Genomic DNA, 22,289 nt, shown 5'->3' with positions numbered 1-22,289 from the left:
GATGCACACTCTGTGGGAGCGAGCCTGCTCGCGAGGCGTCTATTCAGACACCCGCAATCCCTGTTGATCGCAGCCAACTGCACACCGCATCAACCGCCATCCTGCCAAAATCCTCCCCGGTGTGACTGCGCACACTGACAAACCCGCCTTCTTTTTCTTTCTCCCCGATCACGACCAGATACGGCACTTGCTGACTATGCTCGCGAATCTTGTGGCGGACTTTCTCGTTGCGCAAATCGGCACGAGCCCGCACGCCACTCCGACGCAACGCTTCAGTCACCGATTGTGCGTATTCCGCCTGACGATCATCCATGCTGATGATCATCACGTGCGGCGGTGCCCGCCAGTTGTCCAGTTCCTCCTGGCAGGACCAACAGGTGCCATAGACCCGCTGTGGTGATGTACCGCTGATGTGATCAAGGGCGAAGGCCTGCAACACTCGGGTTGCGGGAACATGCGGACCCGTCGACACACACTCGAAGTCTCCGAGAAGGTAGGACGATAACTGTTTGGTATGCGTCGCGCGGCGACGGATCGAATGATTGGTAGCCGCCAGTGTCTTCATGCGCGCTTCGATGCTGGCAAGGTCGACCAGGTTCAAATGCTGCTCTAACTCGAACTCATGAAAGAAGCCGTCACCCAACGCCGCTCCCGTCTGCAAATGCGCTTTTGGATAAAGCTGTTTCACGGCCATCCCCAACACCAAGGCGCAGGACCGGCGAAGGATCTCCAGCCCGTCTGGCTCTTGCGGCGTGACGATGTTGACCCGGGCATCCGCTCCGATCATGAATTCACAATCGACCAGAACACCGTCAACCCGCCCGGCGACAGCTGCCTTGGCCAGACCGGGACCGATGCTCGCGGCGAACTCGTACACCGACAACGGTTGGTCGTATTCACGCAATGAACCATCGCTCAGGGTGATTTGAATCATGTCGGTGCTCTCGAGTGCTAGCGCATAAACCGTAGTGGTAAACCCTGACAGTTGTCATTAAGACATTTGTCTCGCCATGCGATTTGTCCGGACACCAGCGTGGTGCTGACGCTGTGGCGAAAGCGTCGTCGGGCAAAGGGCGTCCAGCCGCATTGAGACAGAATTGGCTGCTGGGAGACGGCAATGCCGTCAGGCTCGGGTTTGATCAGCACCAGGTCTGCCCAATAACCTTCGCGCAAATAGCCTCGGTCGGGAATAGCAAACAGATCAGCAACACGGTGACTGGTCTTGGCCACGAGCACAGTGATCGGCAACACCTTGTCCGCCACCAACTCCAGCAACGCGGGGAGGGCGTGCTGCACCAGCGGTAGACCGGAGGGCGACTGACCGTAGGCGCGTTGCTTTTCGGCCCAGGTGTGCGGCGCATGATCGCTGCCGATGACGTCCAGTCGATGGCTCAGCAAGGCGTTGCGCAAGGCATCGCGGTCAGCCTGAGTCTTGATCGCCGGGTTGCATTTGATCTGGTTGCCAAGGTCTGCGTAATCGCGATCATCGAAGAGCAAGTGGTGCAGGCAGACTTCGGCGCTGATGTGTTTCTGCGACAGCGGTTTGTCTTCGAACAACGCCAGTTCGCGTGCAGTGGTCAGGTGCAGAACGTGAAGTCGCGTGCCGTGGCGCCTGGCCAGATCCACCGCCATTGAGGACGAGCGAAAGCAGGCCTCGGCGTTGCGGATTACCGGGTGCGCGGCGGCGGGAATGTGTTCGCCAAACAGCGTTCGCAGATTTGCAGCGTTGGCGTCGATGCTGGGCGTGTGTTCGCAATGGGCCAACAGAATCGTCGGCACCTCGGCGAACAGCCGCTCGAGAACCCTCGGATCGTCCACCAGCATGTTGCCGGTGGACGCACCCATGAACACTTTTACCCCGGCCACTTCGCAAGGATTGAGTGCGGCGACGGTGTCGAGGTTGTCGTTGCTCACGCCGAAGTGAAAGCCGTAGTTGGCCACCGAATTGATAGCTGCTCGACGCTTCTTGTCGGCAAGTGCTCCCAGACTCAATGTCGGTGGATTGGTGTTGGGCATGTCCATGAAACTGGTGATACCCCCGGCCACCGCAGCTCGGGATTCGGTGTAGAAACTGCCTTTGTCAGGCGATCCTGGATCGCGGAAGTGCACCTGATCATCGATCATTCCGGGCAACAGCCACTGGCCGTCAGCGTCGATTTCCACAGTCGCATTTTCACCGTCGATGCTAGCGGCGATCTTGACGATGCGGCCATGGCTGACCAGCAGATCACCGTCAGATTCACGACCTTCATTCACCAGTCGGGCATTGCGAATCAGCACGCTGCTCATAGGTCAGAACTCGTTTTGCAGGGCTTTGTAGCCACGCACCAGATCGACATTGGTGCGCGCCACATCCTCGGAAAACTCCGAGGCGCTGACGCTGACAGGCGGGAACTGCGACAGGTCGGTGTTGGGGCCGATGCGAGTAGTGGAGGGCACATAGAAATCCGTGGGCAAGTCGCGGCCGTCGACCACCGAGTTGTGCCGCACCACGCAGCCATCACCCACCGCGCAGTTGAACAGCACGCTGTTGAAGCCGATAAACACCCGGTCGCCCACCGTGCACGGACCATGAACGATCGAACGGTGAGCAATCGAACTGAACTCGCCGATGGTGACCGCTGCTCCGGACTTGGAGTGAATCACCACGCCATCCTGGATGTTCGAATTGGCGCCAATGGTGATCGGCTCCATCGTGCCCGAATCGTCAACTTCATCGGCGCGGATCACGGCGTAGGGGCCGACGAAAACGTTCTCGCCGATCACCACTTTGCCGCAGATGATCGCGGTTTTATCCACATACGCAGATTCGGCAATCAGCGGTAAATCGCCTGAAGGGTTCTTGCGGATCATGGTTTGCTCAACGCCTCGTACAGGGTGTTGAGGTTGTACTCGAACAGCCCGGCGAAAGTGCTGGCGGGACCGCTTGCCGAGAGCGCATCGGAGTACAAGGTGCCGCCAATGTGCGCACCGCTTTCATCGGCGATCTGCTTGAGCAGCCGTGCGTCCTTGATGTTTTCCATGAACACCGCTTTGACGTTGGCCTGACGAATCTGGGTGATCAACGCAGCGACTTCGGCGGCCGACGGCTCGCGCTCGGTGGACAGACCTTGTGGCGCCATGAAGTCGATGCCATAGGCCTGACCGAGATAACCGAAAGCATCATGGGATGTCACGATCTTGCGGTTGCCCGGTGGCAGCGAACCGAGCTTGGCTTTGGCTTCGGCGAGTAGCGCGTAGATCTGTTTCAGGTAGGCCTGGCTGTTGCGTTTATAGTCGGCTTTGTTCGCTGGGTCGGCGGCGATCAACGCCTTGGTAATGTTGCTGATATACAGCTCGGTGTTCGCCAGATTGTGCCAGGCGTGAGGGTCGGGAACGGTTTCGCCGTCTTCATCCAGCGAGCGTGGAATGACACCGTGGCTCGCGCTGATGACGGGAGCTTTGGTCTCGGTGCTGCTGACCAGGCGGTCCAGCCATGGCTCGAAACCCAGGCCGTTTTTGATGATCAGGCTGGCTTTCAGTAGCGCCTTGGCGTCGTCCGGTGTCGGCTCGTACGTGTGGGCATCGGTATCGGGGCCAACCATGTTGGTGATCTGGATATGCTCGCCGCCGACTTGATGAGTCATGTCGGCGAGGATGCTGAAGCTGGTGACCACCTGCAGTTTTTCCGCAGCGGACAGTGACATCGACAGCATCAAGCTGAACAGCATGAGTAAAGCGCGCATCGGGCAACACCTCATTGGGATGTGAGCAAAGGCGGGCGGCGCAGCAAACCGTGCACCGGTCCGAACACCACGGACAGCAGATACAGACCGCCAGCCACCAGGACGATGGCCGGGCCGCTGGGCAGTGAGTAGTAGAACGACAGCAACAATCCGAGCCAGACCGAGAGGCAGCCGAGCAGGGCGGAGATGCCCATCAACATGGGCAAGCGACGGCTCCAGAAGCGTGATGCGGCGGCGGGCAACATCATCAGGCCGACGACCATCAGCGCGCCGATGGCCTGAAAACCAATCACCAGGTTCAGCACCACCAGCGTCAGAAACACGCCATGGGCCAACGGACCGAGCCGGCTGACGGTTTGCAGGAAGAGTGGGTCGAGGGTGTCCAGCAACAACGGTTTGTAGATAAGCACCATGGCGATCAGGCTGAATCCTGAGACCCATAACATGCCGGTCAACGTGGGCCCGTCGACCGCCAGCGCCGAGCCAAACAACAGGTGCAGCAGGTCCAGACGTTTGCCGGCGATGCCGAGGATCAGCACACCGCTGGCGAGGGAAATCGGGTAGATCGCCGCGAGGCTCGCGTCTTCTCGCAGCCCGGTGCGGCGAGTGATCCACGCGGCGAGACCGGCCATGCTCAGGCCGGCGCCGAGACCGCCGAGCGTCAGCGCTGGCAGACTCAGGCCGGCAAACCAGAAGCCAAGCGCAGCGCCGGGCAGGATGCCGTGGGCGACCGCATCGCCGATCAGGCTCATGCGCCGCAGGATCAGAAATACCCCGAGCGGTGCCGTGCTGCATGCCAGTACCAATCCACCGAGCAGCGCCCGGCGCATGAACACGAACTCGTGGAAGGGTTGCCAAAGTTGAGTGGCAGCGAGCATCAGGCCACCTGCGTTTGGGGTTGTTGGCGGATCAGGTCGACGCTTGGGCCGAGGACGCAACCGCTACTTTTGATCAGCAGCGTTTGAGGAATGTGTTGGCGAACAGCGGCCAGGTCGTGACACACGACCACCAGGGTTCGGCCTTCAGCGTGCCAGGCGTGGAGGTGTTTCCACAGCAGTGACTGACCGAGTTCATCGAGGGCGGCGTGGGGTTCGTCGAGTAACAGCAAGGGGGCTTCTGCGAGGCTTAAACGAGCGAGCAGGGCACGCTGCAATTCGCCGCCGGAGAGGGCCATCAACGGGCGCTGTTCCAGACCGGTCAGGCACCATTTTTCCAGCGCGGCCTTGAGACGTTGGCTCCGGACTTCGGGTGTTTGTCTGCTGCCCCAGAAACCGGCGGCCACCAACTCTTGCAAGCTGATCGGAAATTGCCGGTCGAGGTGTTGTTGCTGAGGGAGGAATGAGAGTGAGCCTTTGCGTGGAACATCAAGGGTCACTTTGCCTGTCAGTGGTTTTTGCAGGCCGGCGATGACTTTCAGCAAACTGCTTTTTCCCGAACCGTTGGCACCGATGACCGCTGTCAGGCTGCCCTTGGGCAATTCGAAATCCAGCATAGGTGTGAGCGGTTGTCCGGGTGCTCCCCAGCTCAAAGCCTCGCAGCGAATCATGCGGCCTTCCAGTTCCATCGACTTTCGGCGACGGCGTCGTGGGCGTGAAGGCTTTCTGCGTGGACGACTTTCAGGTGGAAGGCGTTGATGCCGGGAGAGCGTTTCAACGCCAGATTCAAGCGTCGAACAGCATCTTCGCAGAACATCAGGTTCTGCCCATTGGCCAGGGCGAAGGCTTGTTCGTCGGCGCGCTTCACGGCGGTTTGCACGGCGGTGCCGAGGGCGGCTTCGGCATCGTTGATCAATGCGATCAGTGGCAGGTCATCCAGATAGTCGTCAAGACGAAGCTTTAGCTGCGCGTTGCTGCGTTGGCTATGAGGCGTCGCAACGATGCCTTTTGTGGAGCCAAGCCAGGCTAAAACATCGGCGTGTTGCAGTGACTTGTTGGCGAAGTCATCGATGAATTGCTGTTGAATCAACTGCCGTGACAGCGCGGCTGAACAGGGACAGGTTGAGGAATAAGGGATGTCGAATTTTAGTTCCACGTGGAACATCGCGTTTTTCAAACGCGCTTCGATGCTAACCGGATAGTTCTTCCACCCGGACAACGGACTGATAAGCGCCGGCCGTTTGAGCAGTAAATCAGCGTGAATGTTCAGGTAAGCGCTATTGGATAGACCTTCGTGCGAGTCTAAAAATCGCTGCAAGACACACCGCAACAGGGCTGGCGTCAGGCTTTCCTGCTCGAGCATTTCCAGCGCCAGGTACAGTCGCGACATATGAATGCCCCGGGCTTCTCCATCGTCGAGGCTGACGCCCGCGTCGGCCTTTGCACTCAATCGTTGGCCATCGAACAAAATGGGAAGAGCAATGCCGCACATGCCCACCCATTCAAGTGGCAGGGCTTGGCGTGAGGCCTGCGCGGCGATATCCGGCAGAGTCAACGCATTCATGAGCAGGTCCATCGTGGAAGTCGGATCGACATGTTATGTTATTACATTAAAATCGACTATGCCTTTTTTCACGAGCGGCTTTCACCATGCACAGACGTCAATTGCTCAACCTGATCCTGGCCAGCGCGGCCTTTGCATTGCCCTTCAGTGTTGGCGCCACGCAAATTCGCAACGCGCGGCTTTGGCGTTCGGATGACAAATTGCGCCTGGTGTTCGATCTGAGCGGGCCGGTTCGCTACAAGACCTTTTCCCTGAGTGCACCCGAGCGGTTGATCATCGATCTGAGCGGGGCCAACCTCAGTGGTGACTTCAGTCAATTGGCCCTCGGCAATACGGTCATTCGTTCGATCCACTCCGGGCATTTTGGTCAGGGTGATACGCGGATCGTCCTCGATCTCAATGCTCCGGTGCAGCTCAACAGCTTCCTGTTGCCGCCGCAGGATGGACAAGGCCATCGACTGGTGCTCGATCTGAAGTCAGCCGCGCCGCTACACATCGCAGCTGCGACCGAGGTAGCCGTCGACAAAGCTCACCCCAAGCGGGACATCATCGTGGTGGTCGACCCCGGCCATGGCGGCAAAGACCCCGGCGCCGTCGGTGCCAAGGGTGAGCGCGAGAAAGACGTGGTGCTGGCCATCGCACAACTGTTGGCCAAACGGCTGAAGCGCGAGAAAGGCTTCGACGTAAAGCTGGTGCGCAACGACGACGTCTTCGTCCCGCTGCGCAAGCGCGTGGAGATTGCCCGCAAGCACAACGCCGACATGTTCATCTCGGTGCATGCCGATGCAGCACCGCGTCTTACTGCTTCTGGCGCCTCGGTGTATTGCTTGTCCGAGGGCGGAGCGACGTCGGCCACGGCGCGCTTCATGGCGCAGCGAGAGAACGGCGCGGACCTGTTGGGTGCCACCCGTCTGCTCAATCTCAAGGACAAGGACCCGATGCTTGCCGGGGTGATTCTCGACATGTCGATGAACGCCACCCTCGCCGCGAGTTTGCAGTTGGGCAACACCGTGCTCGGCAGTCTGGCGGGCATTACCACGCTGCATCAAAAGCGTGTGGAGCAGGCGGGATTTGCTGTGCTGAAGTCACCGGACGTGCCGTCGATCCTGGTGGAAACAGGCTTCATTTCCAACGCTCGCGACAGTCAGCGGCTGGTCACGGCGCGGCATCAGCAGGCCGTGGCTGACGGCTTGTTCGAAGGATTACAGCGTTACTTTCAGAAGAATCCGCCGGTCAACAGCTACGTCGCCTGGCAACAGGCACAGCAAAAAGCGCGGGCCTAGCAGCCAGTAATCCGGCTGCAGGTGAAACTGGCGCTGCTGCCGCCGGAGCTGGAAAACCGATTGATGGTGGTCCAGCCGACCCGACGGTTATAGCCCACCCAGGCTTCGCCGTCGGAAGCGATCCCGGTGAAGAATGTCAGTTGCCCGTAGCGACTGTTGGTTTGCGCCCAATAGCGCTTGCTGGCCCGTTCGAAGCCGCGCAAGTAGATCGTGCTGCCGACAGTGTTGACGCTGTAAGCGTTACCGTCGGCATCCACGCAGGCCAGCAGGTTGGCGCTGCGAGTGCATGTTGCAAGACTCGGGACTTGCGCCCAGGTGTCTACGGCGAGCAGCAGCGAAAAGCTCATCAGCGTTAATTTCAGGGCAATGCGCATGGGATTTCTCACAGGACGAACGGGCTCCAGCATCCTGTCCTTTGTCACGGTCGGCAAGAGGGGAGTGGTTTAATTGCATTGTTATACTGTAACATTTAGCTAAGCCCGACGCTGCGACCGGGCATCTAATGTGAGGACTACCTGATGCCCAATCGTCTCCCCGTGACTGTCCTGTCGGGCTTTCTCGGCGCCGGAAAAAGCACGCTGCTCAACTATGTGCTGCGTAACCGCGAAGGCCTGCGAGTCGCGGTGATCGTCAACGATATGAGCGAGATCAACATTGATGGCAGCGAAGTTCAGCGTGACGTCACCCTGAACCGCGCCGAAGAAAAACTCGTGGAAATGAGCAACGGCTGCATCTGCTGCACCTTGCGTGAAGACCTGCTTGAAGAGGTCGGCAAACTCGCCAGGGATGGCCGCTTCGATTACTTGCTGATCGAATCCACCGGCATCTCCGAGCCGCTGCCCGTGGCGGAAACCTTCACTTTCCGTGATGAAGAAGGGCAAAGCCTGGCCGACATCGCACGGCTCGACACCATGGTCACCGTGGTCGACGGCATGAACTTCCTGCTCGACTATCAGGCCGCCGAAAGCCTCGCTTCTCGTGGCGAAACCCTCGGCGAGGAAGACGAACGCTCGATCACTGATCTGTTGATCGAGCAGATCGAATTCGCCGACGTGATCCTGATCAGCAAGATCGACCTGATCAGCAGTCGCGAGCGTCAGGAGCTGATCGCGATCCTCGAACGATTGAATGCGCAAGCCGAGATCATCCCGATGGTCATGGGTGAGATCCCCCTGCAGAAAATCCTCAATACCGGTCGTTTCGACTTCGAAAAAGCGGCGCAGGCACCGGGCTGGTTGCAGGAGCTGCGCGGCGAGCACGTGCCGGAAACCGAGGAGTACGGTATCGCTTCCACGGCCTATCGAGCACGCAGACCCTTTCACCCGCAACGCTTTTTCAGCTTCATCGACCGGCCATGGGTGAACGGAAAACTGCTGCGCTCCAAAGGGTTTTTCTGGCTGGCGAGCAAGCCGATGGACGCGGGCAGCTGGTCCCAGGCGGGCGGTTTGATGCGCCATGGTTTTGCCGGACGCTGGTGGCGTTTCGTGCCGAAAGACCAATGGCCGCAGGACGAAGAAAGCACCGCCGCAATCATGGACAACTGGACCGCCGCCACCGGTGATTGTCGCCAGGAACTGGTGTTCATCGGCCAGAACATCGATTTCACTCGACTCACCGCAGAGCTGGACGATTGCCTGCTGACCGATGAAGAAATGGTCTCCGGCGTCGAGGGTTGGCGATTGCTGCCTGATCCGTTCGGACCCTGGCATGAAGAGGAAGCGGCGTGATGTTGGCACCGACCTTGAAGCCTCGGCCGGCCATGTCTCAAGTTCAGGGCGAGACGCCGCAAGCGCTCGCCGGGATTCTCGATGATGGCGTGAACCTCGCCGTCTGGCAGCGCCAACTCCCGGTACACATCGCCGATTTTGGCAGCCTGCTGCTGTCCTTGAACGAGCCATTGGCGGAGTCGTTGTCGCTGGAAATCGCCAACGAAGACACTGAACCCAACCTCCGCGGATTGGCCTCGGGCTTGCGCGATCTCGAGGGCTATGAAGGTTTTATCGCCGACGTTTCCTGGCTGGTCAGTGCATTCGCCTGTCTGTTGGGGGCCCAGCGTATCGGCGTACGTCTGCGGGTTCTGGACAAAGCCATGTGCCCGCGCTTTCACGTCGATCATGTGCCGGTGCGCTTGATTACCACGTATGCGGGTGTTGGCAGTCAGTGGCTGAAAGAAGGGGGGATGGATCGTCGCCAGTTGAGCCAACCCGAAGCCGAACCTACGGACAACTCGCTGATCCAGCAAATCGGCAGCGGCGCCGTCGCCTTGCTCAAGGGCGAGAAATGGCACGGCAACGAAGGCTTTGGCCTGATTCACCGCTCGCCGCAGCTCGCGCCGGGCGAGCGTCGTTTGATCCTGACCCTCGATTGGCTGGGTTAGCGGCTCATGGCTTGAGCCAGTTGCCCTGGCTCTGGCCTTCGCAAAACGGCTTCAGGTACGCCGCGTCGGTGGCCACGCCGTAATAGTGAATATCCTGCCGGTAAGGCATATTGGCGACTTGAGCGTTGCTGCACACGCCGAATGCGCCGCCGGGGCATTGGTCGACGTATTGAACCTCGACTTTCTGGTCAGGAAGGTTCGGCTGACAGAAGCCATCGGCGAAGAGTTTTTCCGGGATGTTTCGGTTCTGCTGACAGACTTTCACGTCCAGTCGCTCAGCCGTGCTATGTACCACACAAGCCTGGGCCAGTGCTTCGCCGGAAACCAGGGCCAAGAGCAACGTCCAGCCGATCAACCGCATCGTTTACCTCCTCAGAAAACACCGACCATGTTGCAGAACATTCCCACCCACGTCATTGCCGGCCCATTGGGCGCAGGCAAGACCAGTTTGATCAAGCACCTGCTGGCCCAGCGGCCGGCGAACGAGCGTTGGGCGGTGCTGATCAACGAGTTCGGCCAGATTGGCATCGATGCTGCGTTGCTGACCCGGGACGCCGATGGTATCGCACTGGGTGAGGTGGCCGGGGGCTGTTTGTGTTGCGTCAATGGTGCGCCGTTTCAGATCGGCCTCGGGCGTTTACTGCGCAAGGCGCGGCCGGATCGGTTGTTTATCGAGCCGTCAGGGCTCGGCCATCCTGCGCAGTTGCTCAGACAGTTGAATGAGGCGCCTTGGGTCGGCGTGCTGGCGGTTCAGCCCTGCGTGATGGTGCTGGATGCCCAAGCGCTCGCCGCTGGCCACCCGCTTCCTGTGACGCAGCAGGAGGCGTTGAGTAGCGCAGGGTTGTTGCTGTTGAACAAGTCTGAACATCTCGGGGAGGCTGATCGGCAGCAGGTTGTCGCGCACTTGCCATCACGTCCCTTGTACTGGACGCAGCAGGCCATCCTTCCTTTGAAAGCGTTACCCGGCCTTGAGGTGCAGGCTGTGGCGGGTGTGGATAACTTCATCGCACCCAATGGAGTCGCGCAGTTGCCGGCCGTCTGGACAGATCCCGCGTTACCGATTTGCCTGAGTCAGGAACAGGACGGCGGCTGGAGCATCGGCTGGCGCTGGCATCCGAGCCAGAGGTTCGATTCAGCGCGAATTGGCCGGTGGCTGGAAAGTCTTGGCTGGCGGCGAGCGAAGCTGGTTATCCACAGTGCCGAGGGGTGGGTTTCAGCGAATGCACTGGATAACTCGGCGTTGGAGTGGCAGCCCAGCGAATGGCGCCGCGATTCACGGATTGAGCTGATATTCAGCGAGCCGCAGAATGTTGAGCGGCTGCAAAGAGATTTGGCAGGCTGTCGTTCGAATTAAAGATCAAAAGATCGCAGGCTGCGATCTTTTGATTTATGGACGCCATTTGGTATGTTCTTGCCGCCACTGACTAAGCTCAATCACTTCTGCCCGCGGCTTCACCACGTCGACCACCGGAGGCGTGTCGTCGAAGGGCATCGGGTAGGGGGCCAGTTCGATCTGCGCGCTGTGGGCGCCGAACTGGGTGATAGTGCCGTTATGGCGGGTTTCGCCGGTCACCGTGAATTCGAAGTTATACACACGGGCCAGACGGCGTCGGCCATTGGCATCCTTGATGAATGCAATTTTTTTCAGCGCCACGTTGCCATCCAGCAACTCGATCCCGAGATTGCTGCAATGCTGCTTGACCCGCTCCAGCGCGCGCTCGCGCAAGCCATGGTTGTGCCATAGCCACGCGCCAGCGGTGGCGAGCAGCATCAGCACGAAGATATTTCCGAGGGTCAGCATCAACAGGGTGCTCCAACAAGATAGTGCCAGCTTAACTGCGTCGCCGGTCTGTCGTACAGGCTGCGTTTAGTCGCATACTGCGCGGCTCGAATTTCAATCGTTTTACGGAACTCACCGCATGAAACGTACGCCCCATCTGCTCGCCATCCAGTCCCACGTGGTGTTCGGCCACGCTGGCAACAGCGCCGCGGTTTTCCCGATGCAGCGGGTCGGGGTGAATGTCTGGCCACTCAACACCGTGCAGTTCTCCAACCACACTCAGTACGGGCAGTGGGCGGGCGAGGTGCTGTCGCCACACCAGATTCCCGAATTGGTCGAAGGCATTGCGGCGATCGGAGAGTTGGGCAATTGCGATGCCGTATTGTCCGGTTACCTCGGCAGTGCGGCCCAGGGCCGGGCGATTCTGACGGGCGTGGCGCGGATCAAATCGATGAATCCAAAGGCGCTGTATCTGTGTGACCCGGTAATGGGCCATCCGGAGAAAGGCTGCAGCGTGCCGGCAGAAGTCAGCGATTTCCTGCTGGAAGAAGCCGCTGCCGTGGCGGACTTCATGTGCCCGAACCAGCTGGAGCTGGACAGCTTCTCAGGGCGCAAGCCGCAGTCGCTGTTCGATTGCCTGGCCATGGCGCGCGCGTTGCTGGCGCGCGGCCCGAAAGCGGTGCTGGTCAAGCATCTGGCCTATCCCGGCAAACCGGAGGATGCGTTTGAAATGTTGCTGGTGACGAGCGAAGGAAGCTGGCACCTGCGACGTCCGATGCTGGCGTTTCCGCGTCAGCCGGTGGGCGTTGGCGACCTGACTTCCGGGCTGTTTCTGGCGCGTGTGCTGCTGGGCGATAGCCTGGTGGCGGCGTTCGAGTTTGCAGCATCGGCGGTGCATGAGGTGCTGCTGGAAACCCAGGCGTGCGCCAGCTATGAACTGGAGTTGGTGCGGGCTCAGGACCGGATTGCGCATCCGCGGGTGCGGTTTGAAGCGACGGCGATCAGTCTCTGAGTTCGACGTTGAACCTATTCGCGAGCAGGCCCGTCCCCACATCGGATCTTTGTCGGACACAAACTTTGTGTTCAATGAAGAATGAGTGTGTGGAGCGGGCTTGCTCGCGAAAGCTGTCTGAAGAACACCCTGAAACTGTCTGGCCAGCTCAGGCGTCGCCCTTGATCTCCTGATAGCGCTTTTCCAGTTCCTGACGAATCTGACGACGCTGCTGGGCCTGCATGAAACGGCGTTTGTCCTCGCTGTTCTGCGGTTGCAACGGCGGGACGGCAGCCGGTTTGCGATCGTCGTCCACCGCCACCATGGTGAAGAAACAGCTGTTGGTGTGACGCACCGAGCGTTCGCGGATGTTTTCGGTCACCACCTTGATGCCCACCTCCATGGAGGTGTTGCCGGTGTAATTGACCGAAGCCAGAAAGGTCACCAGTTCGCCGACATGAATCGGCTCGCGAAAAATCACCTGATCCACCGACAGGGTCACCACGTAGCGGCCGGCATAACGGCTGGCGCAGGCGTAGGCGACTTCGTCGAGGTACTTGAGCAACGTGCCGCCGTGGACATTGCCAGAGAAGTTGGCCATGTCGGGGGTCATCAATACCGTCATCGACAGCTGGGCGTTTCCGGGTTCCATAGCGTTCTCACGGTTCAAGGCAGGTTTCGGAGGAGTGCACCTCTGTGGGTGCCTGGTCGGTTTTTTCAAACCACAGTTATCGGGACGCCGGGCGGGTGGTCGTCGTCACGCCGGATCGATCTGTTTCCATATATTGCACCGCCTTTCTGCCGGAAGTCGCGGTGTTACCCTTCAAAAAGCCCACCCCAAGGGCAATTCCTACGCGGAAAGCGGATTTTTACTCTGCTCGATCAGACCTTTCCCGCGTCTGGCGCGTGAGCAATGTCACTCAAGGAGCCCCACACCATGCATGCCATCAGTTTTATTCAGGATCTGGCAGTGATCATGTTGGTCGCGGGTGTGGTGACCGTGCTGTTCCATCGCTTCAAGCAACCGGTGGTGCTTGGCTATATCGTCGCCGGCTTCATCATCGGCCCGCACACGCCACCGTTCGGTTTGATCCACGACGAAGAAACGATCAAGACCCTCGCCGAACTCGGGGTGATCTTCCTGATGTTCTGCCTGGGCCTGGAGTTCAGCCTGCGCAAACTGTTCAAGGTCGGTGCCACGGCGTTTATCGCGGCGTTCCTGGAAATCGTGCTGATGATCTGGATCGGCTACGAAATCGGTCGCTGGTTCGACTGGAACACCATGGACTCGCTGTTCCTCGGCGCGATCCTGGCGATCTCCTCGACCACCATCATCGTCAAGGCACTCAATGACCTGAAGATGAAGAACGAGCGCTTCGCGCAGTTGATCTTCGGTGTGTTGATTGTCGAGGACATTCTTGGCATCGGCATCATTGCCTTGCTGTCGAGCATCGCGGTCAGCGGCACGGTCAGTTCCGGTGAAGTGTTTTCCACGGTCGGCAAGCTGTCGTTGTTCATGATCGTCGCGCTGGTCATCGGGATTTTGCTGGTGCCGCGGCTGCTGGCCTACGTGGCCAAATTCGAAAGCAACGAGATGCTGTTGATCACCGTGCTGGGCCTGTGTTTCGGCTTCTGTCTGCTGGTGGTCAAGCTCGAATACAGCATGGTTCTCGGCGCGTTCCTGATCGGCGCGATCATGGCTGAATCCCGGCAGTTGCTGAAGATTGAGCGCTTGATCGAGCCGGTTCGTGACCTGTTCAGTGCGATCTTCTTTGTGGCCATCGGGCTGATGCTCGATCCGATGATATTGCTGCAGTACGCGTGGCCGATTGCGGTAATAACCGTGGCCGTCGTACTCGGCAAGATGTTGTCCTGCGGTCTCGGCGCCTTTATCGCCGGCAATGACGGACGCACCTCACTGCGCGTGGGAATGGGGCTTTCACAGATTGGCGAATTTTCTTTCATCATTGCGGCGTTGGGCATGACCCTGCAGGTCACCAGCAACTTCCTCTATCCGGTCGCCGTGGCGGTGTCGGTGATTACGACGCTGCTGACGCCTTATCTGATCCGTGCCGCTGATCCGCTGTCGATCAAACTGGCTGGCGTGATGCCGCAGCGGCTGGGTCGCGTGCTGGGGATGTACGGCGAATGGCTGCGCAGCATCCAGCCACAGGGCGAGGGCGCGCTACTGGTGTCGATGATTAGGCGGATTCTGTTACAGGTGGGCGTCAATCTGGCGCTGGTGATTGCGATCTTCTTCTCGGGTGCTTATTTCGCCGAGCGAATGTCGGCTTACCTGCAAGACTGGATCAGCGACCCCAGCTGGCAGAAAGCATTGATCTGGGGCGGGGCGTTGCTGTTGTCGCTGCCGTTCCTGATCGCCGCCTATCGCAAGCTCAAGGCGCTGTCGATGCTGTTGGCGGAGATGGGCGTGAAACCGGAGATGGCCGGCCGCCACACGCAGCGAGTGCGTCGGGTGATCGCCGAAGTGATCCCGATCCTCTCGCTGCTGGTGATCTTCCTGCTGTTGGCAGCCTTGTCGGCCAGTATTCTGCCGACCAACAAGTTGCTGGTACTGATTGTCGTGGTCGCGGCCGCCGTGGCAGCGCTGCTCTGGCGCTGGTTCATCCGCGTGCACACGCGGATGCAGGTGGCCTTGCTGGAAACCCTGGACAACCACAAGGAATCGTCCGGGCATTGACCACGCGGTGCGTCAGACGGCTCAGCTTTCCAGCCAGACGTCCCGCGCCCAGTGCCACACCGATTCCCAGGTCTCTTCGGCGATCAGTTCTTCCTCGGCCAGCCACAACACTACGGTGCCGTCTTCTTCGACCAGGTAGTAGTTGTCGCCGTCCTGGCAGATCGGAATCATGCTGCGATCAACGCCGGCATCCCAGGCGTTGGCGGCAACGTCCGGCAGGTAGGTGTGGGATTGCGGGTCGGTGACGGTCACCGGCTCCAGGCTGCCGTAGACCACGTCGCTGACGGTCAGCAAAAATTCTCTGAAGACAAACGGGATGTCGATGAACAGTTGTTCTTCGATTTCGACCAGCAGATCTTCGTCGGGCAACTCCAAGGGGACCGGTACCGGTTCGTTGGCTTCACGCAGTTGTTCGATGATTTCTTCCACGTCCGGGATCCTCTTGCTTGATGGCGCGGTTCAGTTGGGGCGGTTTATACAGTAGCTCGCTATAGATGCAACCGCGAAATAGAAAACCCCGGCCGAGGCCGGGGTTTTGTTGCGACACATTTAACGCGGGTCGGTTCAACCGTTCTGGCGGATACCGGCGACCAGCCAAGGCTGGTTTTCGCCCTGCGGACGTTCCATGTTCCAGCTTTCGCTGAACACTTCGCCCTGGTCGAAACGCGAGGTCTTCGACACACCGCTGAAGGTCAGGGTGGCGATGGTCTTGTCGGCACGATCATCGACGCCGTCCAGTTGTACATTGAGGTTATCAATGTAGGTGGACTGGAAACCTTCACCCAGGTCGGCACGTTCGCGCTTGAGGAACTCGAGCAGTTGCGGGGTCACGAACTCGGCGATCTTGTCCATTTCATTGGCGTCCCAGTGTTGCTGCAGGGACTGGAAGTGGTTGCGGGCCGCTTCAATGAAGTTCTTTTCATTGAACCAGGCTGGCGCATTGATGACCGGACGAGCGGCAACCGGAGCGGCCGAACCACCGAAGATCGAACCCATGCCAGCAGGCTTCTGCTCGAACACTTCACGTTGCATCGGCGCGCCGGCTGGCGCCAGGTGCTCCTGCTGCTTGCGACGACGAGCGGCGATGAAACGGAAGACCAGGAAGGCGATGACCGCCATGATCAGGATGTCGAAGATCTGCATGCCCTGGAAGCCGCCGCCCATGAACATGGAGGCCAGCAGGCCACCGGCAGCGATGCCGGCCAGAGGGCCGAGCCAGCGCGAAGCACCGCCGGCCTTGGCGGCAGCGCCAGCGGCACCCGCCGCGCCCGCAGTGGCTGCAGCGCCACCTGCAGCTGAAGAAGGAGCCATTTGGCTGGTCTGGTGAGTCGGCGCAGCGCCGGAGCTCTTGCCGCCACCAAAGCGCTTGGCGTTGGCGTCGAGGCTCATCGTCAGGCCGATGCACAACGCCATGGCGATGCTAAGAAAACGTTTCATAAAGGGAATTCCCATTTGTGGAAGGCACGCGCGCCATGTTGCACAGCTGAAGTGTTACTGGCTAGCGGCAGAGTGTTTCGGGCTTTTGCCTGACAGGTTGCGTTCAGCTTCAGTCAGCGCAATAAGGCCAGTTAACTTTGGTCTGTAGGATTCGGGATTTAGTTCGGTAGCAATGGCCTCTGTAGGCGCGAGCTCGCGCCTACAGAACGCCGTACAGGAGCGTCAGATCGCTTCCAGCTTGGCGTAACCGAGCATCAGCCACTTGCTGCCTTCGCTGAAGTTCACCTGCACCCGCGCCTGAGCCCCGGCGCCTTCGAAGTTCAGGATCACGCCATCGCCAAACACCGAATGCCGGACAGCCTGGCCGAGACTGAACCCGGTGTCGGGAATCTCGCTGCCGCCAAACAGGCTGCTGGAACTCTGCTGCTGACCACCGCCAAACGGACGGCTGACACTGTTGGAAAGCCGTACTTCCTGGATCAGGCCTTTCGGCACTTCACGTACGAAACGCGACACCTTGTTGTAGGTCTCACTACCATACAGGCGTCGGGTTTCCGCGTAGGTCATCACCAGGTTCTGCATGGCGCGGGTGATACCGACATAAGCCAGGCGCCGTTCCTCTTCAAGACGGCCAGGCTCTTCCAGGCTCATCTTGTGCGGGAATAGACCCTCTTCCATGCCCACCAGGAACACGTAGGGAAATTCCAGGCCTTTGGCGCTGTGCAGGGTCATCAACTGAATGCTGTCTTCGTGCTCGTCGGCCTGAGTATCGCCAGCTTCCAGCGACGCGTGACCGAGGAATGCCGCCAGTGGCGTCAGGTCTTCATCCTCTTCCGAGTTTTCGAAGTTGCGCGCAGCGCTGACCAATTCCTCAAGGTTTTCTACCCGGGCTTGTCCTTTCTCGCCTTTTTCCGCTTCGTGATAGGCAATCAGTCCGGACTGCTCGATGACGGTCTGGGTCATCAGGTGCAGTGGCATTTCCGTGCACTTGGCGGCGAGGTTCTCGATCAGCTCGATAAACGCGCCAAGTGCACCGGCGGCACGGCCGGTCAGTCCTTTATTCGCGACCAGCAGGCGCATCGCTTCCCACATCGACACATCGCTGTGGCGCGCATGGTCCCGAATCGCTTCAACGGTTTTCTCACCGATGCCACGGGCCGGAACGTTGATCACCCGCTCCAGCGCTGCATCGTTGCCACGGCCTTCCAGCAAACGCAGGTAAGCCATGGCGTTTTTGATTTCTGCCCGCTCGAAGAAGCGCTGACCGCCATAGATGCGGTACGGAATGCGCTCGCGCAGCAAGGCTTCTTCCAAAACGCGCGATTGGGCGTTGGAGCGGTACAAAATCGCGATATCGCTGCGAGCCAGGCCGGTTTTCAGCGCGCTTTCGATGGTTTCCACCACGTAGCGTGCCTCGTCGTGTTCGTTGAACGCGGCGTACAGGTTAATGGCTTCGCCTTCGCCGCCATCGGTCCACAGCTCTTTGCCCATGCGCCCGGTGTTGTTGGCGATCAGGGCGTTGGCGGCTTTGAGGATGCCGGCAGTGGAGCGGTAGTTCTGCTCCAGGCGGATGGTCTCGGCGTCCGGGAAATCGTCGGAGTACTGGTAGATGTTCTCGATTTTCGCGCCGCGCCAGCCGTAGATCGACTGATCGTCGTCGCCGACCACCATCAGGCTGTCGCCGCCCTTGGCCAGTAGACGCAACCAGGCGTACTGCACGGCGTTGGTGTCCTGGAACTCGTCCACCAGAATGTGCCGGAAGCGCTTCTGATAGTGCGCCAGCAGGCCAGGGTGATCGCGCCACAGATCAAGGGCACGCAGCAGCAGTTCGGAGAAGTCGATGACACCGGCGCGCAGGCACGCGGCTTCATAGGCTTCATAAATGCTGCGCATGGTCGCCAGGAACAGATCGCCGCTGGCTTGAATGTGTTGCGGGCGCAGGCCTTCGTCTTTCTGCCCGTTGATGAACCACTGGGCCTGACGGGCCGGCCAGCGTTGCTCGTCCAGGCCCAGCTCGCGGATCACCCGCTTGACCAGTCGTTGCTGGTCGTCGCTGTCGAGAATCTGGAAGGTCTGGCTCAGGCCGGCCTCCTGCCAGTGCGCCCGCAGCAAGCGGTGCGCCAGGCCGTGGAAGGTGCCAACCCACATGCCGGCCGGGTTGATACCCATCAGTTGCTCGATGCGATGACGCATCTCGGCAGCGGCCTTGTTGGTAAAGGTCACCGACAGGATTGAGTGGGGCGAGGCGTTCTCGACCTGGATCAACCAGGCGATACGGTGCACCAGCACTCGGGTTTTACCGGAACCAGCACCGGCCAGGACCAACTGACGACCCACGGAGGCAGCTACGGCCTGGCGTTGGGCATCGTTGAGGGAGTTCAGCAGAAGGGAGAGATCATCGCGCATCGGGGCATTCTAGGGGGCCAGGTCACACCGGGCAAACCCCGCTTTGCTTTAGCCGATGAAAGATACGCGCAAGACGACCGGTCGGTCACTGGCTGCAAGCGCTGGCGGGGCTCGCTTCCAGCGTTTTCAGGGGGCAAAAGGGGTCCGGGCTTTCGTAAAAATTATGATCTGGAGCAGTTTGGTAAGGGCATTGGCTTGTGTATGCTCCGTTCACGTTTCGGGCTCATGCTCATCATTATAAGAACAAGAACATTGCCTATGACCCTCAGCTCCGACCTGTCGGGCCCTTCCGTGGAGCCCCGGGTTATCCGCAAACAGTACGCCATGGAAATGGCGGTCGAGCGCACGCGCCTGCTTTACCAGGGCTCGCTGCTGCCGACGCTGTTCATGCTGATCAATGGCCTGGTGTGCGCGGGATTACTCTGGAGTCCGCGGCGCTACTTTCTGGTCAGCATCTGGCTGATATGGTTGTTGTCGCTGGTAGCGTTGCGGGTGATCCAGGTCGCGGCCTTCGATTCCGCCATCCCCAATCGCCAGGCGCATCCGGTCTGGCGACGCATGTTTTTGCTGGGTTCGGCCATGACCGGCCTGACCCTGGCCGGCGCCGGCATTGCGCTGGTGCCGGCCGACAATTTCATCCAGCAAGCCTGGGTGTTCGGCCTGATCGGCGCGGCAGCCCTCTCGGCCAGCGTGGCCTACGCGGTCAGTCTGCCGGCGTTTCTATCCTTTACCTTGCCCTGTCTGTTGCCCGCCATCGCCTATCTGTTCTGGGGCGGCGACACGCAAGAGCAGGGCTGGGGCTGGTTCGGGCTGATTTTGCTGGGGGCGTTGAGCGTGGTCGCCTGGCAGGTCAATCGGCTGATTGACCGCGGGTTGTTGCGCCGCTTCCAGAATCAGGCACTGATCGAACACTTGCAGCAGGCTCAGAGCCGTAGCGACCAGCTGAACCACGATCTGGCTAAAGAAATCGATCAGCGCCGTCGTGCCGAAGACGAGTTGCGAGAAATTCAGATCGGGCTGGAAAGCCGCGTCGCCCAGCGCAGCCTGGAGCTGGATGCGGCCAATCAGGCCTTGAGCAAAAGCGAGGCGCGCCTGGCACTGGCGTTGAAGGCCAGTGAGCTGGGGCTATGGGACTGGAACCTGCAGACCGACGAAGTCCATCACACCCATATTCAGGAATTGTTCGGCCTGGAGCCGGAATTCGTGACGGCCATGCTGCGGCACCTCAAGCCGCGCCTGCATCCCGAGGATTTACCGTCGCTGAAGCGCGCGCTGGTCGAGCATCTGAAGGGGCGTAGCGAGGACTATCAGATTGAGTACCGCGTGCGCCATGGCGATGGTCATTGGGTCTGGATCGAGGACCGCGGTCGAGCGGTTGAGCGCAGCGAAAGCGGCCGGGTGCTCCGCATGGTCGGCACCCGGCGCGACATCAGTGCCAGCAAGAGCCAGGAAGCGCAACAGCAATTGGCGGCGACGGTGTTCGAGGCGGCCAGTGAAGGCATCATGATTTTCGATCCGAATTACGCACTCATCGCGGTCAATCAAGCGTTCAGCCGCTTAACGGGTTATGACATCGACGACATGCTCGGGCGCAATGTGGTGGAGTTGCCGTGCAGTCGCGACGCCCGCCGCCACTATGGGGCGATTCATCAGGCCCTGGAGCAGCACGGCAGTTGGCAGGGCGAACTGGTGGAAACCCGCAAGAACGGCGAGCTGTATCCGCAATGGCTGCAATTGAACGCAGTGCGCGATATGCGGGGAAATGTCAGCCATATCGTCGGTTTCTTCGCCGATCTATCGGCGCGGCGCGAATCCGAGGAGCGCATGCGCTACCTGACCCACTACGACGAACTGACCGGCCTGGCCAATCGTTCGTTGTTCCGCGAACGGTTGCGTGAAGCCCATCAGCGCGTGCGCCAGGGCGGGCGCAGTCTGGCGTTGTTGCACATCAACCTGGACCGTTTCAAGTTACTCAACGACAGCCTGGGTCATGAAATTGCCGACCAGTTGTTGCAGAAGATGGCCCGACGGCTGGTCAATGCTTTGCCGGAAGCAGACACCATTGCGCGATTGTCCGGCGATGAGTTCGCGGTGTTGTTCGATGCTTACGGCAGCCTCTCAAGCCTGGCGCGAGTGGCGACGCGACTGTCGTCCAAATTGCGTGTGCCGGTGACCGTTGAAGGGCATGAGTTGGTCGTCAGTGCCTCCATGGGCATCAGCATGTTGCCGGACAACGCTCGGGAAATCTCTGCGCTGGTGAGCCAGTCGAACATGGCCATGCAACATGCCAAACACCTGGGCGGCAACAATTTCCAGTTCTACACCGATAGCCTGCAAGCCAGCACGCTCGAGCGTTTGCAGCTGGAAAACCAGTTGCGTAAAGCCATCGAAGAGAAACAGCTGAAGGTGTTTTATCAACCCAAGCTTTGCCTCGCCACGGGCCGGCTGAATGCGGCCGAGGCCTTGGTTCGCTGGGATCATCCGACCATGGGCAGCGTGCCGCCAGGAGATTTTATCGGCCTGGCCGAGGAGACCGGGCTGATCGGCCCGATCGGCGAGTTTGTGTTGCGCCAGGCATGCTGGCAGGCCTGCGAATGGCAGCGTCAGGGGCTGGAGCCGATTCGAGTGTCGGTCAATTTGTCGGTGCATCAGTTGCGGCAGGGCAAGCTGGTCAGCCTGGTGCGTCAGGTCTTGGAGGAAACCGGCCTGGCGCCGCACTACCTCGAACTGGAACTCACGGAAAGCCAGTTGCTGGACAGCGTCGAACATATCATCGCTACCTTCCAGCAGTTGCGTGATCTTGGGGTGAAACTGGCCATCGACGATTTTGGCACCGGGTATTCATCCCTGAGCTACCTCAAGCGTATTCCGGTGGATTACGTGAAGATCGATCAGGCGTTTATCCGCGGTCTGGGGGAGGGCAGTGTGGATGCCGCGATCACCCGGGCGATCATTGCGATGGCTCACGGGTTGTCGTTGAAGGTAGTCGCCGAAGGTGTGGAGCGGCCGGAGCAGCTTGAATTCTTGAAGGCTGAGCGTTGTGATGAAGTGCAGGGGTATCTGATCAGTCGCCCGATAGAAGCGGGTGGGTTGGCGGACCTGCTGCGCGCGCAATCCGTCGACTGAAAATACGCCGCTCAATCCAACCTT

Annotated in this window: 21 protein-coding genes; 7 read left to right on the top strand and 14 right to left on the bottom strand. The window is 59.8% G+C overall.

Features of this window, described 5'->3' with window-relative positions:
- Window positions 1-43 precede the first annotated feature (43 nt).
- The 7 genes from B723_RS04745 to folE2 are packed head-to-tail and all read right to left on the bottom strand — an operon-like array spanning window position 44 to window position 6,164.
- Window positions 44-934, bottom strand: coding sequence for a His/Gly/Thr/Pro-type tRNA ligase C-terminal domain-containing protein (locus B723_RS04745; RefSeq protein WP_017341608.1), 891 nt, complete (start codon window positions 932-934; stop codon window positions 44-46).
- 17 nt (window positions 935-951) lie between these two features.
- A complete protein-coding gene (locus B723_RS04740) occupies window positions 952-2,289 on the bottom strand; it encodes a dihydroorotase (RefSeq protein ID WP_017341607.1) in 1,338 nt (445 codons plus the stop codon).
- 3 nt (window positions 2,290-2,292) lie between these two features.
- Window positions 2,293-2,853 carry a DapH/DapD/GlmU-related protein gene (locus B723_RS04735; protein ID WP_017341606.1) on the bottom strand — a complete coding sequence of 187 codons (561 nt, stop codon included), beginning with the start codon at window positions 2,851-2,853 and terminating at the stop codon, window positions 2,293-2,295.
- A complete protein-coding gene (locus B723_RS04730; RefSeq protein WP_017341605.1) occupies window positions 2,850-3,725 on the bottom strand; it encodes a metal ABC transporter substrate-binding protein in 876 nt (291 codons plus the stop codon). The genes B723_RS04735 and B723_RS04730 overlap by 4 nt, the downstream gene beginning before the upstream one ends.
- 11 nt (window positions 3,726-3,736) lie before the next feature.
- Window positions 3,737-4,603 (bottom strand): metal ABC transporter permease, encoded by an 867-nt coding sequence (locus B723_RS04725; protein ID WP_017341604.1) that lies wholly within the window; start codon window positions 4,601-4,603, stop codon window positions 3,737-3,739.
- Window positions 4,603-5,271: a metal ABC transporter ATP-binding protein gene (locus B723_RS04720; RefSeq protein WP_017341603.1), complete on the bottom strand. Its 669-nt coding sequence runs from the start codon at window positions 5,269-5,271 to the stop codon at window positions 4,603-4,605. Before B723_RS04720 ends, B723_RS04725 begins: the two co-directional genes overlap by 1 nt.
- Window positions 5,268-6,164, bottom strand: a complete 897-nt coding sequence (gene folE2 / locus B723_RS04715) for a GTP cyclohydrolase FolE2 (protein ID WP_017341602.1) — start codon at window positions 6,162-6,164, stop codon at window positions 5,268-5,270. Before folE2 ends, B723_RS04720 begins: the two co-directional genes overlap by 4 nt.
- An 86-nt stretch (window positions 6,165-6,250) precedes the next feature.
- Between folE2 and B723_RS04710 the strand changes: the two genes are divergently transcribed.
- On the top strand, window positions 6,251-7,447 hold the full coding sequence (locus tag B723_RS04710; protein ID WP_017341601.1) for an N-acetylmuramoyl-L-alanine amidase: 1,197 nt from the start codon (window positions 6,251-6,253) through the stop codon (window positions 7,445-7,447).
- Here the strand turns inward: B723_RS04710 and B723_RS04705 are convergent.
- On the bottom strand, window positions 7,444-7,821 hold the full coding sequence (locus B723_RS04705) for a hypothetical protein (RefSeq protein ID WP_017341600.1): 378 nt from the start codon (window positions 7,819-7,821) through the stop codon (window positions 7,444-7,446). The two genes, B723_RS04710 and B723_RS04705, sit on opposite strands and share 4 nt — an antisense overlap.
- Window positions 7,822-7,965: 144 nt before the next feature.
- On the opposite strand from B723_RS04705, the gene zigA reads away from it, so the two are divergent.
- Both zigA and B723_RS04695 read left to right on the top strand, forming a co-directional pair.
- A complete protein-coding gene (gene zigA, locus B723_RS04700; protein WP_017341599.1) occupies window positions 7,966-9,174 on the top strand; it encodes a zinc metallochaperone GTPase ZigA in 1,209 nt (402 codons plus the stop codon).
- On the top strand, window positions 9,174-9,824 hold the full coding sequence (locus tag B723_RS04695) for a DUF1826 domain-containing protein (RefSeq protein WP_017341598.1): 651 nt from the start codon (window positions 9,174-9,176) through the stop codon (window positions 9,822-9,824). Before zigA ends, B723_RS04695 begins: the two co-directional genes overlap by 1 nt.
- A 4-nt stretch (window positions 9,825-9,828) precedes the next feature.
- On the opposite strand, the gene B723_RS04690 is transcribed toward B723_RS04695, so the two are convergent.
- Window positions 9,829-10,185: a hypothetical protein gene (locus B723_RS04690; protein ID WP_017341597.1), complete on the bottom strand. Its 357-nt coding sequence runs from the start codon at window positions 10,183-10,185 to the stop codon at window positions 9,829-9,831.
- Window positions 10,186-10,212: 27 nt separating this feature from the next.
- On the opposite strand from B723_RS04690, the gene B723_RS04685 reads away from it, so the two are divergent.
- Window positions 10,213-11,178: a CobW family GTP-binding protein gene (locus tag B723_RS04685; protein ID WP_017341596.1), complete on the top strand. Its 966-nt coding sequence runs from the start codon at window positions 10,213-10,215 to the stop codon at window positions 11,176-11,178.
- A 33-nt stretch (window positions 11,179-11,211) separates the two neighbouring features.
- Here B723_RS04685 and B723_RS04680 read toward each other — a convergent pair whose 3' ends face one another.
- Window positions 11,212-11,625: a DUF3301 domain-containing protein gene (locus B723_RS04680; RefSeq protein ID WP_017341595.1), complete on the bottom strand. Its 414-nt coding sequence runs from the start codon at window positions 11,623-11,625 to the stop codon at window positions 11,212-11,214.
- Between the two features lie 118 nt (window positions 11,626-11,743).
- On the opposite strand from B723_RS04680, the gene pdxY reads away from it, so the two are divergent.
- Window positions 11,744-12,616, top strand: a complete 873-nt coding sequence (pdxY, locus tag B723_RS04675; protein WP_017341594.1) for a pyridoxal kinase PdxY — start codon at window positions 11,744-11,746, stop codon at window positions 12,614-12,616.
- A 148-nt stretch (window positions 12,617-12,764) separates the two neighbouring features.
- Here pdxY and B723_RS04670 read toward each other — a convergent pair whose 3' ends face one another.
- Complete coding sequence (locus tag B723_RS04670; protein ID WP_010465381.1) at window positions 12,765-13,247, bottom strand: acyl-CoA thioesterase; 483 nt, start codon at window positions 13,245-13,247, stop codon at window positions 12,765-12,767.
- Window positions 13,248-13,532: 285 nt separating this feature from the next.
- Between B723_RS04670 and B723_RS04665 the strand changes: the two genes are divergently transcribed.
- Window positions 13,533-15,296, top strand: coding sequence for a cation:proton antiporter (locus B723_RS04665; RefSeq protein WP_017341593.1), 1,764 nt, complete (start codon window positions 13,533-13,535; stop codon window positions 15,294-15,296).
- Between the two features lie 21 nt (window positions 15,297-15,317).
- On the opposite strand, the gene B723_RS04660 is transcribed toward B723_RS04665, so the two are convergent.
- From B723_RS04660 to uvrD, 3 genes are all read right to left on the bottom strand, one after another.
- Window positions 15,318-15,725 (bottom strand): SMI1/KNR4 family protein, encoded by a 408-nt coding sequence (locus tag B723_RS04660; RefSeq protein WP_017341592.1) that lies wholly within the window; start codon window positions 15,723-15,725, stop codon window positions 15,318-15,320.
- Between the two features lie 135 nt (window positions 15,726-15,860).
- Window positions 15,861-16,733, bottom strand: a complete 873-nt coding sequence (locus tag B723_RS04655) for a Tim44 domain-containing protein (RefSeq protein ID WP_017341591.1) — start codon at window positions 16,731-16,733, stop codon at window positions 15,861-15,863.
- Between the two features lie 222 nt (window positions 16,734-16,955).
- On the bottom strand, window positions 16,956-19,139 hold the full coding sequence (uvrD, locus tag B723_RS04650; protein ID WP_017341590.1) for a DNA helicase II: 2,184 nt from the start codon (window positions 19,137-19,139) through the stop codon (window positions 16,956-16,958).
- Window positions 19,140-19,397: 258 nt separating this feature from the next.
- Between uvrD and B723_RS04645 the strand changes: the two genes are divergently transcribed.
- Window positions 19,398-22,265 (top strand): EAL domain-containing protein, encoded by a 2,868-nt coding sequence (locus tag B723_RS04645; protein ID WP_031319185.1) that lies wholly within the window; start codon window positions 19,398-19,400, stop codon window positions 22,263-22,265.
- Window positions 22,266-22,289 lie beyond the last annotated feature (24 nt).

Source organism: Pseudomonas fluorescens NCIMB 11764 (assembly GCF_000293885.2).
In the GTDB taxonomy this organism is placed as follows: domain Bacteria; phylum Pseudomonadota; class Gammaproteobacteria; order Pseudomonadales; family Pseudomonadaceae; genus Aquipseudomonas; species Aquipseudomonas fluorescens_B.
The sequence above is the reverse complement of the archived record's forward strand: the minus strand, read 5'-3'. Positions and strand labels throughout refer to the sequence as shown.